This window comes from Actinoplanes oryzae (genome assembly GCF_030757795.1).
GTDB lineage: Bacteria > Actinomycetota > Actinomycetes > Mycobacteriales > Micromonosporaceae > Actinoplanes.
Window position 1 is genome coordinate 22,263 of record NZ_JAUQWH010000082.1, and the last position, 16,690, is coordinate 38,952.

The following is a 16,690-nucleotide window of genomic DNA, read 5'->3' on the forward strand; positions in this document are numbered from 1 at the left end:
GGCCTGGGCGGGTCAGGACGAGGCCGGCGGCTTGTGCTGCGCCGCGGCGCCGAGCGGGCGCTGCGTGGCCGGGCTTGCGGGCGTGCCGGAGTGGCCGGCGGGACCGCCGCCCAGCCGCAGGATCGTCGCCTGCTGCTCGTCGCCGGCGGCTGCCTCGGCCGCGTCGGGACGCTCCAGCCGCTCGTGATCGGCCACGTCCAGACGCTCCAGCCGCTCGAGATCGGCCGCCGAGATCAGCGCGGCGATGGGCTTCCCGTGCCGGGCGATCACGATGCGCTCGCCGCCGTAGGACGCCCGGTTGATCAGATCGGCGAACTCCGCGCGGGCCTGCGTCACCGGAACCTCGTGAGCCATGCCGGCCAGCCTATCCGCCCCGCCCGCCCCGGAAGGCCGAGCGCCACCCGGCCCGGACGCGCAGCGCCGCCGGGAACGGAGGTCCCGGCGGCGCTGGCGGCGACATGCGCTTTGCGGACGGACGTCAGCTCACGGCGACGTCGAAGATGTGCATGATGCCCTTGTCGGTGCCCTGCGGCAGGGTGACCGAGGCGACCGTCCTTGCCGGGTCCAGCGCCGCCTGCTGCGACGCGAAGATGCGGAACGTGCCGGTGCCGGCCGTGCCGTTGGCGTTGTTGCGACCGGCCAGCGTGACGACCGTCGTCTCGCCCGCGGCCGGGTTGGCGGCCCAGTCGCTCAGGGCGAACGGGACGTCCTGGGTGGTGCCGTCCGTGTAGGTCACGACGGCCGTGCCCGCGGCGGGACCGTTCGTCGACAGGCCGAGGAACGAGACCGTCGAGCCGGACTTGCCGACGGCGACCTTCTGGCCGTGCGGGATCCAGTTGTCGGGGGTGCCCGGCGCCGCCGACGGCCAGGTGAACGAGGTGCCCGGCACGGTCGCGCCCGGCGTGACGCCCTGCGCGGCCAGCGTGGTGCGGGACAGGGACCAGTCGCTGAGGTCCAGCGAGCCGAGGTTGCCCTGCCCGTCGGGCGTGGTGCCGGCGTTGTTCCGCGCGTCGGCGCCGTCGGTGTAGGACGGCGGGACGTCCGCGGCGCCGGTGCCCCACGTGCCCGCGGTCGCCTTCATCGTGAAGTCGAGCGTGCCGCCGGTGCGGGCGACCGAGCTGTCGAGCCACGAGGCCGTCTGCGTCTTGCCGTTCACGCGCAGGCCGGTGACGTAGCGGGCGCCGGACTGGACGCCGGGCGCGTTGATCTTCAGCCGGGCCCCGCCGACCGGGTTGATCGTGATCTTGTCGAACATCGGCGCGCTGATGACGAGGTCACCCGTGCCGTAGATCGCCGGGTAGAAGCCGAGGTTCGCGAAGACGTACCAGGCGCTCAGCGCGCCCGTGTCGTCGTTGCCCGGCAGGCCCGAAGGCGTCGTGTCGTACATTTCGGAAACAGCGCGGTAGAGCACGTCGGTCCCGCGAGCCGGCGCCTGCAGCCAGTTGTAGACCCACGGCGTGCCGAAGGCCGGCTGGTTGGACAGGTAGTTGCCGGTCTGCGTGTACGCCCCGGCGTCGAGCTGCGCCATCAGCGTGTCGAGCTGCGTCGTCGCGGCCGCCACGCCGCCACGCTTGGCGATCAGCGTCGACAGGTTGTGCGGGACGAGCCAGCCGTACTGGTAGCCGGTCGACTGGTTGAACTGCCCGCGGCCGGCCGAGTCGTCGCGCACGCGCAGGTCGAACGTGCGGTCGAAGCCGTTCCGCGACCGCGGCATGATGTGCTGCGACTGCGGGTCGAAGACGTTCATCCAGCTCTGCGAGCGCGCCGAGAAGAAGTCGTAGGCGGAGGAGTCCCCGAGCCGCGCGGCCAGCTGCGCGATCGCGAAGTCGTCGATCGAGTACTCGAGCACGCGCGAGGTGGCGAAGTCGCCCTTGGCGTTCTCGATCATGCCGGTCGAGAAGTACTGGTAGCCGTCCGACCGCGACGTCTTCGTGGCCGGCAGCACCTGGGTCGCCTTCATCGACGCGAGTGCGGCGGCCCGGTCGTAATCGGTCGCGCCCATGTCGTCGAGCGTCGCCAGGATGACCTGGTAGTTATCGCCCTGCATGCGCGCCGCGCCCGGCGCCCACGAGCCCTTCTGCTGGGTGAGCGCCACGATCGACCGGTTGATGTCGGTCGCGACCCGCGGGAACGTCAGCGCCACGAGCTGCACCTGGCTGCGGTAGCCGTCCCACCCGGAGCCCGGGAAGTTGATGTTCTTGTAGAAGTGGTGACCCTTGTCGACGGTGTGCACCTCGTTGTCGAAGCCGACGTACTCGCCGTTGACGTCGTCGCGCACGTTCGGGTTCATGAACGCGTGGTAGAGCGCGGTGTAGAACTTCGTCCGCTGCTCGGCCGTCCCGCCGTCGGCGTCGATCGTGCCGAGCGCGTCCTCCCACAGGTCCTTGGCGTCGTGCTTGACGTCGTTGAAGCCGTCCTTGCCGACCTCGGTGTCCCGGTTGAGGGCCGCGTTCGCGACGCTGGTGTAGCTGAAGCCGGTCTTCGCGACGACCTTCGAGCCCTGCTTGAACGTGATCCACGCGCCGGTGTCGTGGCGGTAGTCCACCCCGGTGTCCGTGGTGCTCTTGAGCGCGTGCGTCGAGCCCGCGGTGAGCGCGTCGTCGGTCCACGTGCCGTACGACTCGAACGGCTTGTCGTACGTCGTCGAGAAGTAGGCCTTGTAGAGGTTGCCGACGTCGCACACGTCAGTGCCGTACATCCAGCCCGACACCGTACGCGTGGCCGGGTCGATCGTGACCTCGCTGCCGAACGTGCGGTTGTTCGGCCCGGACACGTCGAGGATCAGCGACGAGTCGCCGCTCTTCGGGAAGTCGAACCGGCTGACCGAGGTCCGCGCGGTGGCCGTCAGCTCGGTGCTGACACCGTTGTCAGTCGTGACGGAGTAGTACCCCGGCTGCGACTCCTCGTTGGCGTGACTGAACGGGAGGTAGTAGTCCTTGATGGTCGTCGCGGGGCTCGACGGCAGCACGCCGCCGGCGAGTTCACCCGCGTACGGAATCGTCGGGAACTCGTAGCCACCGAACCGCCCGGTGCATCCGGTGCCCTGGTAGCGCGTCATGCCGAAGCCGCGGATCAGCGAGGCGGTGTACTCGTAGCCGCCCTTCTGCCCGACGTTGGCGTTGCCCTCCGCCCAGGTGGTCGGGCTCGGCTGCACCATGCCGAAGGGCACCGCGGCCCCCGGGAAGGTGTTGCCGTACGCGTCGTTGCTCTTGTTCTGTGTCTGGTCCAACTCGGTGCCGATGAACTGGTTCACGGCATCGAACGCCGAGATCTCCTCCGGCGCCGCGACGGCAGCCGTCGACGACATCAGCACCAGTGCGCCGGCGGCCACGAGCCCCCGCCGCACGGCGCGTCCACTGCTCCACCCAGGCATGCGCTTCCTCACTGCTTCGACATGGATTCGCGTCACTGTCGCGTCCAGACAAGACAATCACACGACCGGCAGGCGTACGGAAGATCAACTTCCCGGATCGGCCGGGCGATTTGCCGGTTTCGCCCCCTCGAGGGGGGAGCCTCCGGCATGGTGGACCGGTGACTGTCCGGGGTGTGCAGCGCGTGGTCGCTGCGTTGACTGTGGCCGCCGTCCTCGTGCCTGCCGCGCCCGCGTGGGCCGCGGTTGCCTATGGCGGGAGCATCAGCCGGGACGCGGTGATCCGGCGGGCGGCGGACTGGTTGCGGCGCGACCTCGCGTACTCGCAGAACAACGCGAACGCGCGCTGGGACGTCAACCGCGGGCGGCGCTACCGCCCGGACTGTTCGGGTCTGGTGTCGATGGCATGGGCGCTGGATCCGCGGCGGCAGGGGCGGGCGCTGGTCACGTGGGAGCTGCCGAGCGTGTCGCGCCGGGTGCCGTGGGGGCAGCTCCGGCGCGGCGACGCTCTGCTTCTGCTCATGCCGTGGAATCGCGCGGGGGAGCACGTCCAGCTGATCCAGGCGTGGGCGGACCGTTCGCGCACGCGGGTGTGGGTGATCGAGCAGAGCGGCAGCGCCGACGGCATGCGCCGGAAGGTCGTGTCGCTGCCGCGGGCCAAGCGGGTCGGTTACGCCGTCTACCGCTACCAGCGCATCACCGGCTGAGGCCGAACTTGCGGTGGGTGGCCTTCGACATCAGGTGCCGGGGGATCAGCCGCTGCACCAGGAAGACCCACGGCGCGCCGCTGCCCAGGGCGTAGAACGGCTTGGGGCGATCGGCCTCCAGCGCGCGCACGATGATCTCGGCGATCTTCGCGGGGGCGGGACCCGACTGCTCGAAGCGCCGCATGTTCGCCAGCAGGGTCTCGTAGTCGGCGCGGTGCGGTGAGCCGGGTGCGATGTCCGTGGCGCGGCGCTCGCTGATGCCCGTGCTGATGGAGCCGGGCTCGACCGTCGTCAGCCACACGCCGAAGGGTGCGTACTCGGCGCGGGCGGCCTCGGCGAAGCCCTTGAGCGCGGCCTTCGTGGCGATGTAGAGCGACCGGTACGCCATCGGGAACGACGCGTTCATCGAGCCGACCATGACGACCCGGCCGGACCCGCGCTCGCGCATGGCGGGCAGGGCGAGCTGCGCCAGGCGTACGGGGGCGAAGACGTTGATCTCGAAGAGCCGGCGCATCGCGTCCGGGGGCAGGTCCTCCAGCGGGCCGGCGTGGCTCTGCCCGGCGTTGTTGACCAAGGCGTCGACGTCCTTCAGGCGGCCGGCGAAGGCCTCGACCGAGGCGGGATCGGCGACGTCGAGGGCGACGTACTCGACGCCCGGGACGCGGTCCTCCGCCGGGATGCCGTCCGGGTTCCGGCTCGTGCCGATGACGGTCCAGCCGCGCGTGACGAGCAGGGCCGCGGTGGCCCGCCCGATGCCGGACGATGCTCCGGTGATCAGTGCCGTTCGTGACATACCGGAGATGGTAGGGGTCTTTCGATATCCCCACGGCGAGGGTTTTCCCTGATTCATCGTCGCGAGTCGATAACTAGCGTCAGCCTTCTCCCCCCTCGAAGGAGTACGCATGGCTCGCAAGCCCTTCGCCATCGCCCTGGGTGTCGCCACCGCGGCCGCCTCGGTGCTGGCCGCCGGGTCGGCCCACGCCGCCCCGCTCGGTGCGAAACCCGCGCCCGCCGACCCGGCCAAGGCCGCCAGTGCCTTCGTCGCCGCCCGCCCCGCCCTCCTGCACGCCGGCGCGGCGGAGACGTTCCAGCAGCAGGCGGCGATCGTGTCCGCCGGTGTCACCTACACGCCGTTCGAGCGTACGTACAAGGGTCTCGAGGTGCAGGGCGGCGACTTCGTCGTGGCCACCGACGCCCTCGGGCAGACCCGCTTCACCTCGGTCGCCCAGGACCGCCCGATCGGCGAGCTGTCCACGACGCCCACGCTGACCGCGGCCGCCGCGCTGGCCGTGGCGAAGAAGGAGCTCACCACCGTCGCGAACGTCGAGGGCACCAAGCTCGTCGTCGTCGCGCCCGAGGGTGCCGCCGCGGCGCTGGCGTGGGAGTCGACGATCAACGGGACGACCGCCGAGGGCGTGAGCCGGCTGACCGTGGACGTCGACGCGACGACCGGCAAGGTGCTGCGTACCGAGGAGCACGTCACCGACGTCACGGGCACCGGCACCGGCTGGATCAACGGCTCGGTCTCGCTGAACACCACGCTGTCGGGCTCGACGTACTCGCTGAAGGACCCGACCGTCACCAACCTCAGCTGCCAGGACGCGTCGACCCGGACCACCTTCTCCGGTACGGACAACGTGTGGGGCAACGGCGTCGGCACGAGCAAGGAGACGGGCTGCGTCGACGCCCTCTACGTCGCGCAGAAGCAGAGCGCGATGCTGACCGCGTGGCTCGGCCGCAACGGGCAGAACGGCAGCGGCGGCGCGTGGCCGATCCGCGTGGGCCTGAACGACCAGAACGCGTACTACGACGGCACGCAGGTCCAGATCGGCAAGAACACGGCCGGCAAGTGGATCTCGTCGGCGGACGTCGTCGGGCACGAGCTCGGCCACGGCATCGACGACAAGACCCCGGGCGGCATCTCGCGCAGCGGCACCCAGGAGTTCGTCGCCGACACGTTCGGCGCGGCCACCGAGGCGTACGCGGCCAACCCCAACGACCCGGCCGACTACCAGGTCGGCGAGGAGGTCAACCTGGTCGGCAGCGGCCCGATCCGGTACATGTACAACCCGTCGCTCGCCGGTGACGACAACTGCTACTCCAGCAGCACGCCGTCGGACGAGGTGCACGCGGCCGCGGGCCCGGGCAACCACTGGTTCTACCTGCTCGCCCAGGGCACCAGCGGCAACGGCCAGCCGGCCAGCACCACGTGCAACAGCACGACGATCACCGGCCTCGGCATCCAGAAGGCCATCAAGATCATGTACAACGCCATGCTGCTGAAGACGTCCAGCTCGTCGTACCTCAAGTACCGCGTCTGGACGCTGCAGGCCGCGAAGACCCTCTACCCGGGCAGCTGCACCGAGTTCAACACCGTCAAGGCGGCGTGGACCGCGGTGAGCGTACCGGCGCAGTCGGGCGAGCCCACCTGCTGATCGGTTCCCCGGAAGGAAGGCCGGCGCGACGAGCGCCGGCCTTTCTCGCGTGCCGCCCCCCTCATGGGCGGCCGCCTCGATCCGCCGCCTCATGGGCGCGGCCGCCTCGATCCGCCGCCGAATATCTTAAGGATCTCTTGAACAACCTTCCCGCCGTCGCGTGCCACTACATGCACGTTCGACGAGTTGATCGGGAAGGCAATCGGATGACACACGCAGGTCATGCCCAGCCGGGCGGTCGCCGGCGGCGCCGCGCCGCGGTGGTCGGCGGGTTCGCCGCCGTGGTGGTCGCGGCGGTGGGTATCACCGCGACGGCGTTCGCGGACAGCACCACGCTGAGCGCGGACTTCGAGGACGGCAGCACCTCGGGCTGGTCGAAGTCGGGCGGCACCTGGTCGGTCGTCGCCGACGACACCAAGGTGCTACGCCAGACGAACGCGGGCAGCTCGATCGCGCGCATGTTCGCCGGCGACACGGGCTGGTCGGACTACTCGCTGCAGGCGCGGGTCAAGGCCGTGAGCCTGACCGGCGCCGGTACGGCCGGCATCGCGGCCCGCGCGACCGGCTCCAGCCAGTTCGAGCGGCTGGTCCTGGCCCCCGGTGCGGTCCGGCTCGAGGAGGTACGCGGCTCGAGCGTCACCGTGCTCGGCTCGGCGAGCCTGGCGAGCGCCGCCACCGCGTGGCACACGCTGCGCCTGGACGTGAGCGGCTCCTCGGTCACCGCGTACGTGGACGGGGCGAAGGTGGCCTCGGGCACCGCGGGCGCGAAGCTCGCCAAGGGCCGCGTCGGGCTGCTCACCGCGTCCGCGTCGGCCTCCTTCGACGACGTGAAGGTGAGCGCCCTGGGCGCCGCGCCGACGCCGACCGCGACCGCCACCGCCACCGCGTCCCCCACCAAGACCGCGTCACCCACGGCGTCACCCACGGCGTCTCCCACGGCGTCTCCCACGGCGACGGCGTCCCCCGTGGCGACCAAGTGGCCGACGCCCACGAAGACCGAGAAGCTCAGCGCCACCAAGAAGATCACCGGCTCCTTCGACGGCGGCAACACCGAGTTCGTCGGCACCGGCGACCTGGGCGGCGACGGGCAGGAGGAGGGTCAGGACGCGCTGTTCGACCTGGCCGACGGCGCCACCCTCTCGAACGTCATCCTGGGCAGCCCGGCCGCCGACGGCGTGCACTGCCTCGGCACCTGCACCCTGACCAACGTGTGGTGGCTGGACGTGGGCGAGGACGCCGCGACCTTCAAGGGCACCTCGGCGAGCCAGACGATGACCATCAACGGCGGCGGCGCGAAGAGCGCCTCGGACAAGACCTTCCAGCACAACGGCCCCGGCACGATGATCATCAAGAACTTCCAGGCCGAGAACATCGGCAAGCTCTACCGCTCCTGCGGCAACTGCTCCAAGCAGTACGCCCGCCACGTCCAGGTGCTCAACGTGACCATCACCGCGCCGGTCAAGGCCGTGGTCGGCATCAACCCGAACCTGGGCGACACCGCGGTCATCGACGGCCTCAAGCTGGTCGGCGACACGTCCAAGACCGACGTGTGCGCGCTGTTCAAGGGCGTCACGAGCGGCGAGCCGACGCAGGTCGGTGACGAGCCGGACGGCGTGTCCTGCAAGGCGACGAACGTGACGAAGGGCTGACCATGGCTCGTCGATCCACGCGACTCATCGCCGCGTCGTTCACCGCGGCGGCCGTACTCGTCGGGGCCGGTCTTGTCGGCCGGCAGCATCTCGCCTCCGCCGCTGCCAACGTCAGCTTCGACAGCGGTACGGGCATGAGCTTCATCATCAACGGGACCAACGGCAACATCACGTCGCTGAAGCACAACGGCGTCGAGCTGGCGGCCTCCGGCCAGGCGGCCGGGCAGTTCCAGTCGGGTTGGGAGTCGGCGACGGTCACCAGCAAGACGTTCAGCAACGGCGCCCTGCTGACGACGGTGGCGAACAGCAGCATCGGCGTGACGATGTACTACTTCGCCCGCAAGAACGACAACACCGTCTACCTGGCCACGAACATCACCAAGGCCCTCAACCCCGGCGAGGCCCGCTTCATCACCCGGCTGAAGTCGTCGCTGCTCACCACGTCTCCCGTGGCGGCGAAGACCGCGAACTCGACGTCGACCGTCGAGGGCTCGGACGTGTTCGCCTTCGCCAACGGCCAGACGGCGTCGAAGTTCTACAGCTCGCAGCGCTTCATCACGCAGCAGCCCTTCGGCGCCAGCGGCAACGGCCACGGCGTCTATCTCACCGGCGGCAGCCACGAGATGAGCTCGGGCGGCCCGTTCTTCCGCGACATCGAGGTCAACGACACCGGCTCGGCCGTGAACATCACGCACTACATGTTCAGCGGCCACGAGCAGACCGAGTCGCTGCGCCTCGGCCTGCACGGACCGTATTACATGTCGCTGACCGACGGCGCCGCGCCGGCCGCGCGGAGCCTCGACTTCCTGTCCGCGTACATCCCGGGGCTGGTGCCCGACGCCCAGCGCGGCGCCGTGCAGGGCACCGCCACCGGCTCCTGGCGCGGCAAGCTCGACGGCACGGTCGCCCTGGCGGGCACGGCCGGCCAGTACTGGGGCACGGTCAAGAGCGGCGCGTACGTCATCGGCCACGTCAAGCCGGGCACCTACACCGCCACCCTGTACGCCGGGGAGCTCGCCGTGGGCAGCACGAAATCCGTCACCGTGACGGCCGGCAGCACCGCGACGCTGGCCCTGAGCGGTGACACCCCGGCGAACGGCACGCTGTTCCAGCTGGGCACCTTCGACGGCACCCCGGCCGGCTTCCGCAACGCCGACAAGATCGAGACGATGCACCCGTCCGACTCCCGCATGAGCTCCTGGAAGCCGGGCACGGTCGCGGTCTCCGCGGGCGCGGCAACCTTCCCGATGGCCCAGTTCAAGGAAGTCAACTCCCCCCAGGCGCTCAGCTTCACCCTGTCATCGGTCCCGGCCGCGGGCGCCAAGCTGCGCATCGCCACCACGGGCAGCTTCGCCGGCGGCCGCCCGCAGATCACCGTCGGCGGCTGGACCAGCCCGGCCTCGGCCTCACCCGCCCCGGTCAACCTCGACAGCCGAGGCATCACCCGAGGCACCTGGCGAGGCGTGAACGCCACCTACACCTTCACGATCCCGGCGTCCGCCCTCAAAACGGGCACCAACACCCTGTCCATCGCCACCATCAGCGGCAGCAGCGGCGCGACGTTCCTGAGCCCCAACTACGTCTTCGACGCCCTGGCCCTCGACCCGGCCTAAAACCTCCACCGCAGTAAAGAACCGGCCCGTCCCACTACCCCTGGGGACGGGCCGGTTCGCTACTGCCGCCGCTGTCCCCTGAGGGAATCGGTGAACTCGTCGAGCCCGGCGCGCAGACCGGGATCGTCCGTGCGGTGCCGTACAGCTGCCGCGGTTCGCACCAGCGGCTCGTACAAGATCGTGGATGCGTCAGGGAAGCGCTCGGCGAGCTTGGTGAGCACGGCCAGCGCGGCCGACGCCGGTGCGTCATGGTGGCCGGCCAGCGCGGCGAGCAGCTGTCGTGCGTACTGCTGTCGTGCGGCGGTGTCCCACCCGCTCACCGAGCTGACCGCTATCGTGGCGCAACGCTCGTACGCGGCGGTCGCCCGCACCGGATCCACGTGGTCACCCGCGAGCACCCACACAGCCAGCAGAGCCTGTGCCGCCGAGGGCACGCCCTGTTCGCCGGGGAACAGCACCGAGACCGAGGCGCCGAGCCGGGAGTCGAGCAGGGGTGCCATCGCGTGGACGAGGACGGCATCGTTCCAGCCGCCCTGCATGTGGATGCGGCGCCGGTGAACCTCGATGGAATGTCCCTCGGCGAAGGGCTTGTCGCCCGTCCTGCCGTGCAGGCTGAGTAGCCAGAGCGGATCGACGGGAGGCGTGACGAACGAGCCGTCCTCGAGTGAGACGGCGATGTCGGCGACGCGGACGTCGGTCCGGTTGACCGTCCTGACCGCGAGTGTCGCGACCAGCGTGTCCCAGCCCTCGTCGTTCAACTGGCTGTGCCACAGCAGCGCTTGGTCGTGCCAGGCCCGGGCCGGGCGGCTGGAGGTCTCGCCGACCAGCTCGCTGAAGAGGAGAGAGCCGTCGAGGACGACGGCGAGCAGCGTGAGATTCGCCGTCCAGGCCGCGTAACGCGCCGCGACGGTGATCGCCGGTGCCGGTCGGTAGGTGGAAGGGGAGTCCGGCCAGACATCTCGCCGGCTGGTCCGGTAGAGCCGATGGACCGCTGTCCTCCAGCTTTCCCGCTCGGCAGCGGAAAGCCGGGCCGCCATCTCGCCGAGAAACTTGACCGTCGAGGCACGGACGGTGAGCGGGGCATAGGACAACAGGTCGGTGAGAACGGCATCGCCGTGGGCGGTGGTCATCGTGGCCCGTGCGACCGCCTCGCCGAGCAGCTTCCAGGTGAAGTGGGCGACCAGGTACTCGCCGAAGGTCGCGTGCAGGAACTCGTACGTGCGGCGGTGCCTGCCGTGCCGGATGGCACGGGCATGGTGGATGAAGAAGAACCGGCCGAACAGCAGCTCGGACTCGCTCAGCGCATCGGCGTTGAGCGCACTGACGTCCTCGCGGAAGACGGCCTCCAGGTCACGGGCGACCGCGTCCTCGGTGACCCACTGCGCCGACCTGTTCACCATGGCGAAGGCGACGATGGCCAGCCGGTCGAGCTCATGGCTGGCCAGCATGTCCAGCTGGGACCGTTCGACCCGGGGATGCTTCTTGCGGACCTCCCGCCGGGCGAACTCGAGCAGCAGCCGCTCGTAGAGGTCGCTGAGACTCAACGCGGACGCGGCCTGCCGCAGTCCACCGGTCTCGGCGTCGTACAGGGCGAGCAAGAAGAGCAGCAGGGGCTGCGTAGCGAGGTCGGGATGGGTGAGTACCACCTCGGGAGTCAACGGTGTCCGGCCGAGCGCTTCCAGTCGTGCGCCGTTGACCTGGTTCCAGGTGCTCAGCCAGGAGTCGATGCGGGCGGTGTCGAACGGCTGCAGGCGGAGGAGCACGGTTTCCGGCGGCGTCAGCGCCCGGTCTGCCACGCTGGTCCGGCTCGTGACGAGGACCGCGACGGCTCGGCCCTGCGTGCGCTCCCGCTCCTGGAACCCGGTCACGGTGTAGAGATAGTCCGTCTGGTTCAGCTCGGTGGCCTGCAGCAACTCGTCGAAGCCGTCGATGATCACCACCGGCAGAGCGTCGGTGGAACGGACCAGCTCCGGCCAGCCCGCCTCCTCGCCGGTGGCGGCGTGGATCGCTTGCTCGATCTGCCGTTGCAGGTCGCGGGAGCTGTCCACGTCACGCAGTGCGACCCGGACGGGCAGGAAGTCGCTGTCGGAGAGGCGAGCCGCCAGCACCTTCGTGAGGACGGACTTGCCCGCGCCGGGCTGTCCGAGCACCACCAGCGGCACCTGCTGGGCACGTGGCGACATCAGGTAGGCCGCCAGGTACCGATCGAGATCCTGCCGGACCTCCGCGTCCGCCCATACCCGCTCGTCCACCGCGGACTGGCCGCGGCCGGGCTCCAGCAGCGCGAACGCGGGGGACACGTAGGACTGTCCGAGCGTGGGGACGTCGAACCCGTCAGGAAGGTCCGCGCTCTCGACGATCCGGCGCTCCAGCATCGCGGCGTAGCTGCGACGAAGTGCGTCGACGACCTCGGCGGGCGCCGGGCGGGCCGCGGTCCGCGCGATCAGACGATGGAACTCGAGCAGGGCCGGTTCCCAGGAGGCGACCTTGGCGGCCAGGTCGCGCCGGTCGCGCTGGTCGACCCACAACGCCATGTCCGGGCAGTCGGCCGTGAGGTCGAACAGCATGCGCTCGTATCGCTGCTGGGCGTCCGGCACTATGCCGGCCAGCGCCCTCCGAACTCCGTCCTGGTCGTGTTCGCCGAGGTCGTCCCAGCCGGCCAGGCCGCTGAGGAAGCGCACGAGGTGAGTGGTGGTCCGGGTGTAGACCTCTTTCAGCCGGCGCACGAACTCGTCGTGACCGACGTGCGGTTCCGGGACGGCGAGTCCGGTGGTGAGCAGCGCCGTCGCCAGATCACGGGCGTTGCCGGGGCTGCCGCCGCCGAGCCGGATCTGATCGTCGCGGCTGATCTCGCCCAGCAGGCCCGGCGGCACCGGGGCGGCGGCCGCGGCCTCGAAGAACGCGGCAATGACGATGACGGTATGGGCGGCGGCGATGCGTTCGGTGCGCTCCCGGCGGCTCGCGCCGGTCAGCCGGCTCGACAGGCCGTTGACCAGGTCGGTGGAGAGCCGGGCCAGTTCGGAACGAGCATCGATGAGGCCGAGCAGGGCCGGCGTCGACACTGTGGCGGCGAGGAGAAGGCCGCCGGTCAGATTGTTGATGCGCTGGAAGGTCGGGGACTGGGGCCCGCCGCCGAGGATGCGGACGGCGTCGGCGTAGCTCAGCGTCCTGGCCATGGCGCTCATTGTGACGGCGGGTGGCCGTTGATCGGGAGGGCCCGGTCGGCTTACCCGCGGGTGGCGAGGGCCTCGGCGGCCAGCTCCAGCAGGGCTTCCTGGGCGGCGGCGGGGGCGGCCGGCGGGTGGGGGATCGGGGCCGGATCTTCGCAGCGGGCCAGGAGGAGGTCGACCAGGGCGGCGCGGTTGATGATGTCCTCGGTGCGGATCTCGCCCGGGAGGATGCGGATCTCGACGGTGTCGCGGATCGGGTCGGGGCGGAAGAGCTGGGTCAGGTTCACGTCGTAGAACTTGGTCAGCCCGGCCTCGTCGGCGGCGTGGCGGAGGTCGTCGAAGGTGGGGGTGCCGTCGGCGGCGGCCACCAGTGGGCCGGGGAGGGGGGCCAGGCGGCGGCAGCGGGGGTTGGTGGCGAGGAGGGTGCGCAGCGGCTCGCGCCAGTGGGCGAAGAGCCTGATGATGTTGGCCAGGGCGGGCGCCCGGTGGAAGGGTTCGCCGTCGACGTGGAGGTGGACGGCGGCCTCGGCGGGGACCGTGAAGCCCAGGTCGCGGGCCGGGCCGAGCAGGGCTTCGAGGGCTTCCGCGTGCGCCGTGGCGAGGGGCGGGGTGACGAGCTCGCACGGGCGTTCGCGTTCGCCGCCCTGGGGTGCCGCCAGGGCGATCGTGGCGCCGTGGGGGAGGTCCAGGCGGTGCACCGGCCCCAGCTTCTCCGGTTCCGTACGCCACAGCGCGGCGGCCGGGTCGAGCACGGTTTCCAGCGGGGCGGCCGGGTCGCAGACGGTGGCCAGGAGCGCGAGGAGGCGGGCGTCGTCGCTGAGGATGCGGAACCAGCCGGGTGCCGGGGGCGTACGGGGGTCGAGGCCGTCGAGGAGGGTGACGTCGTCGACCAGGGTGACCAGCGGGGTGCCGTCCGCGCGGGTGACCTCGAAGCCCTGGGTGAGGTGCAGGAAGCGGCCGAGCCCCGGGACCAGGGACGGCTCGCTGTCGTGGTGCCACACCGGGCGGACCCGGCCGCCGTGGCGGGCGGCCAGGTCCGCTGCGAGGGTCCGGCGGCTGTGGCCTGGCGGGGCCGTCAGCTCGATCTCGAACCCGATGCGCCGGTGCAGGTCGGTCACTGCGGGTCGATCGGCAGGGCTTGTCCGGCGAGCAGCTTCTCGCCCCCGGCGACCTTGGCGTCGTACGGGGTCGGCAGCTTCCAGATCTCGGCCAGCTCGGCGGCGTCGTCCATGCTGTAGCCGCCCGCGAAGAACGCGTTGACCTGCTTCGTCTCCAGCTCGCTCTGCTGCTCCACGGGCGTTGCCTTGATCGGCAGCTCCTCGCCGGCGAGCAGCTTCTTGCCGGCCGCCACCTTGGCGTCGGACGGGTCGTCGATCTTCCACAGCTGCGCGAACTTCTCCGCGTCGTCGTAGTCGTAGCCCGCGTTGAAGAAGGCGTCGTAGGCGGCGTTCTCCTTCGCCTGGGCCTTCTCGGATGCGGAGAGCTGCACCGGCAGCTTCTTGCCGTCGAGCAGCTCCTGGCCGGCCTTGGCCTTCACCGCGGTGAGGTCGTCGCCGTGCTTGATCTTCCAGATCTTGGCCAGCTGGACGGCGTCGTCGTAATCGTAGCCGGCGGCGAAATAGGCGTCCAGCCGGGGCGCGTCCTCGGCGTTCTGCTTCGCGGCCCTGATCGCCCCGAGGGCCTTGTCCGACGGGCCCGACGGCGACGGCGACGGCGCGGCGGAGGGCGCGGCCGGCGCCACCATGGTGATGTCGTTGCCGGCGGACGGGTTGGTGAACAGGGCCGGGACCTGGAACGCCCCGACGATCAGACCGGCGCCGAGCACCGCGCCGCCGGCGAACTGGGCGCCCCGGCGGCGGCGCTTGTAGGTCTGCGACAACTCCTGCACCCGGGCGTAGACGGCAGCGGGATCGGGGGTGTCGTTCTCGCGGGTGCCGAAGGCCTCACGCAGCTGCTCTTCGTGATCTGTCACGACTTCTCCTGGGCGTGGATCCTGGTGCGGAACTCCGGCGAGAGCCGGAGGGTCTTGAGTGCCCGCGACGCGTGGCTGCGGACGGTGGCCGGGGTGCAGCCGAGCAGGTCGGCGATCTGGTTGTCGTCCAGCTGCTCGTAGTAGCGCAGCACGAGCACGGCCCGCTGCTTGCGCCCGAGGGTGGCGAGCCTGTTCCAGAGGGCGTCGGCCTCCACCACGCTGTCGGCGTGGTCTCGGACGCCGCCGCGCCGCTGGTCGTCGAGGTCCGCCAGGCGCTCGCCGACCGCGTGCACGTTGCGCACGGCCCAGCTGCGCCGCCAGGAGAGGTACTCGTTGAGCACCATCCGCCGGACGTACGCCTCGGGCGAGTCCGCCTCGCTGATGCGCCGCCATTTGAGCTGGGCGCGCGCCAGCACCTCCTGCACCACGTCCTGGCCGAGCTCCCGGTCGCCGGTGAGGACGACCGCGTAGCGCAGCAGGCTGGGCAGGCGGGCCATCGCGAATTGCTCGAAGGTCACGTCCTCTATGACGCGCCTCCCCCCGCCCCCGTGCAACGGGTTCTGATTTTTCTCAGAAATAACGTGAGCTTCCTCGCGGGCCGTCAGGTGGGTGCCGGGGCCGGGATCGGAGAAGACTGGGGGTACGCAGAAACTACAGCTCTCAGGAGGGCCGGATGGCGAAGACCTGGTTCATCACGGGGACGTCCCGCGGGTTCGGCCGCGAGTGGGCGATCGCCGCCCTCGAGCGCGGTGACTCGGTGACCGCCACCGCGCGCAACGTCGCGAGCCTCGACGACCTGGTCGAGCGTTACGGGAGCGACCGGGTGCTGCCGATCGCGCTCGACGTCACCGATCGCGAGGCGGCGTTCGCGGCCGTGCGGCAGGCGTACGAGCGGTTCGGCGGGCTCGACATCGTGGTCAACAACGCGGGCTACGGGCAGTTCGGCATGATCGAGGAGATCAGCGAGGCCGAGGCGCGGGCGCAGTTCGAGACGAACGTGTTCGGGGCGTTGTGGGTGACGCAGGCGGCGGTGCCCTACCTGCGTGACTCGGGCGGCGGGCACATCATCCAGGTGTCGTCGATCGGCGGCATCTCGGCGTTCATGAACATCGGCATCTACAACGCGTCGAAGTGGGCCCTCGAGGGCTTCAGCCAGTCGCTCGCGCAGGAGGTCAGCGCGTTCGGCATCAAGGTCACGCTCGTGGAGCCCGGCGGGTTCTCGACGGACTGGAGCGGCTCGTCGGCGCAGCACGCGGCGCAGCTTCCGGCGTACGAGAAGGTGCGCGAGGTGGCGGCCGAGAGCCGCAAGAAGCGCGTCACCGACCCGGGCGACCCGGTCGCGACGCGCGCCGCGATCCTCAAGCTGGTCGACGCCGAGGAGCCGCCGCTGCGGGTCTTCTTCGGCGCGGCGCCGCTGGGCATCGCGACCGCCGACTACGAGTCCCGCCTGGCCGAGTGGCGCAAGTGGGACTGGCTCGCCAAGGAGGCCCAGGGCTGAGCAGCTCGCCGCTGACCCGGCCGGATCGCGAGAAAGGCCGGCCGGGTCGCGGGTGAGCCCGGTCGCATCGCCGGATCGCGAGGAAGGCCGGCCGGGTCGCGGGTGAGCCCGGTCGCATCGCCGGATCGCGAGGAAGGCCGGCCGGGTCCCCGGCGAACCCGGTCGCATCGCGGGAAAGTGGTGCGCGCGGCGTGTGACCGGGGCGGCAGGATGACCGGTCATGGAGGACGTGCGGGCAGGCCTGCCGCCCGGGGCGGTGGAGTGGGTGGCCCGGGC

12 protein-coding genes are annotated in these 16,690 nt (G+C 70.9%); 5 read left to right on the forward strand and 7 right to left on the reverse strand.

Annotated features, from left to right (window positions below; all coding sequences use genetic code 11):
- Nucleotides 1-12: 12 nt before the first annotated feature.
- Together RBH18_RS24820 and RBH18_RS24825 are read right to left on the reverse strand one after the other, a co-directional pair.
- Nucleotides 13-354, reverse strand: a complete 342-nt coding sequence (locus RBH18_RS24820) for a type II toxin-antitoxin system Phd/YefM family antitoxin (protein ID WP_306211865.1) — start codon at nt 352-354, stop codon at nt 13-15.
- Nucleotides 355-478: 124 nt separating this feature from the next.
- Nucleotides 479-3,373 (reverse strand): GH92 family glycosyl hydrolase, encoded by a 2,895-nt coding sequence (locus tag RBH18_RS24825; protein ID WP_306211867.1) that lies wholly within the window; start codon nt 3,371-3,373, stop codon nt 479-481.
- 158 nt (nt 3,374-3,531) lie between these two features.
- Between RBH18_RS24825 and RBH18_RS24830 the strand changes: the two genes are divergently transcribed.
- Complete coding sequence (locus RBH18_RS24830; protein WP_306211869.1) at nt 3,532-4,077, forward strand: NlpC/P60 family protein; 546 nt, start codon at nt 3,532-3,534, stop codon at nt 4,075-4,077.
- Here RBH18_RS24830 and RBH18_RS24835 read toward each other — a convergent pair.
- A complete protein-coding gene (locus RBH18_RS24835) occupies nt 4,067-4,870 on the reverse strand; it encodes an SDR family oxidoreductase (protein WP_306211871.1) in 804 nt (267 codons plus the stop codon). The two genes, RBH18_RS24830 and RBH18_RS24835, sit on opposite strands and share 11 nt — an antisense overlap.
- A 109-nt stretch (nt 4,871-4,979) precedes the next feature.
- Here RBH18_RS24835 and RBH18_RS24840 point away from each other — a divergent pair, with 109 nt between their 5' ends.
- The 3 genes from RBH18_RS24840 to RBH18_RS24850 all read left to right on the forward strand — a co-directional run bounded on the left by RBH18_RS24840 (nt 4,980) and on the right by RBH18_RS24850 (nt 9,774).
- Nucleotides 4,980-6,512: a M4 family metallopeptidase gene (locus tag RBH18_RS24840; RefSeq protein ID WP_306211873.1), complete on the forward strand. Its 1,533-nt coding sequence runs from the start codon at nt 4,980-4,982 to the stop codon at nt 6,510-6,512.
- A 206-nt stretch (nt 6,513-6,718) separates the two neighbouring features.
- A complete protein-coding gene (locus RBH18_RS24845; protein ID WP_306211875.1) occupies nt 6,719-8,161 on the forward strand; it encodes a pectate lyase in 1,443 nt (480 codons plus the stop codon).
- A 2-nt stretch (nt 8,162-8,163) separates the two neighbouring features.
- Nucleotides 8,164-9,774, forward strand: coding sequence for a rhamnogalacturonan lyase B N-terminal domain-containing protein (locus RBH18_RS24850; protein ID WP_306211876.1), 1,611 nt, complete (start codon nt 8,164-8,166; stop codon nt 9,772-9,774).
- Between the two features lie 59 nt (nt 9,775-9,833).
- On the opposite strand, the gene RBH18_RS24855 is transcribed toward RBH18_RS24850, so the two are convergent.
- From RBH18_RS24855 to RBH18_RS24870, 4 genes are read right to left on the reverse strand one after another with little or no spacing between them, the layout of a single operon-like run.
- Nucleotides 9,834-12,950 carry an NACHT domain-containing protein gene (locus RBH18_RS24855; protein WP_306211878.1) on the reverse strand — a complete coding sequence of 1,039 codons (3,117 nt, stop codon included), beginning with the start codon at nt 12,948-12,950 and terminating at the stop codon, nt 9,834-9,836.
- Between the two features lie 50 nt (nt 12,951-13,000).
- Entirely contained in the window at nt 13,001-14,062 is a 1,062-nt protein-coding gene (locus RBH18_RS24860) for an amidoligase family protein (RefSeq protein WP_306211880.1), read from the reverse strand.
- Nucleotides 14,059-14,916 carry a hypothetical protein gene (locus RBH18_RS24865; protein ID WP_306211882.1) on the reverse strand — a complete coding sequence of 286 codons (858 nt, stop codon included), beginning with the start codon at nt 14,914-14,916 and terminating at the stop codon, nt 14,059-14,061. Before RBH18_RS24865 ends, RBH18_RS24860 begins: the two co-directional genes overlap by 4 nt.
- Nucleotides 14,913-15,434 carry a SigE family RNA polymerase sigma factor gene (locus RBH18_RS24870; protein WP_306211884.1) on the reverse strand — a complete coding sequence of 174 codons (522 nt, stop codon included), beginning with the start codon at nt 15,432-15,434 and terminating at the stop codon, nt 14,913-14,915. The genes RBH18_RS24865 and RBH18_RS24870 overlap by 4 nt, the downstream gene beginning before the upstream one ends.
- A gap of 155 nt (nt 15,435-15,589) precedes the next feature.
- Between RBH18_RS24870 and RBH18_RS24875 the strand changes: the two genes are divergently transcribed.
- Nucleotides 15,590-16,414: an SDR family oxidoreductase gene (locus RBH18_RS24875; protein WP_306211886.1), complete on the forward strand. Its 825-nt coding sequence runs from the start codon at nt 15,590-15,592 to the stop codon at nt 16,412-16,414.
- Nucleotides 16,415-16,690 lie beyond the last annotated feature (276 nt).

Bases quoted from the DNA above. Each gene is read 5' to 3' on its own strand.
- RBH18_RS24845 (WP_306211875.1), top strand. From the start codon at position 6,719: ATGACACACGCAGGTCATGCCCAGCCGGGCGGTCGCCGGCGGCGCCGC.
- RBH18_RS24875 (WP_306211886.1), top strand. From the start codon at position 15,590: ATGGCGAAGACCTGGTTCATCACGGGGACGTCCCGCGGGTTCGGCCGC.
- RBH18_RS24835 (WP_306211871.1), bottom strand. From the start codon at position 4,870: ATGTCACGAACGGCACTGATCACCGGAGCATCGTCCGGCATCGGGCGG.
- RBH18_RS24855 (WP_306211878.1), bottom strand. From the start codon at position 12,950: ATGGCCAGGACGCTGAGCTACGCCGACGCCGTCCGCATCCTCGGCGGC.
- RBH18_RS24825 (WP_306211867.1), bottom strand. From the start codon at position 3,373: ATGCCTGGGTGGAGCAGTGGACGCGCCGTGCGGCGGGGGCTCGTGGCC.
- RBH18_RS24850 (WP_306211876.1), top strand. From the start codon at position 8,164: ATGGCTCGTCGATCCACGCGACTCATCGCCGCGTCGTTCACCGCGGCG.
- RBH18_RS24820 (WP_306211865.1), bottom strand. From the start codon at position 354: ATGGCTCACGAGGTTCCGGTGACGCAGGCCCGCGCGGAGTTCGCCGAT.
- RBH18_RS24840 (WP_306211873.1), top strand. From the start codon at position 4,980: ATGGCTCGCAAGCCCTTCGCCATCGCCCTGGGTGTCGCCACCGCGGCC.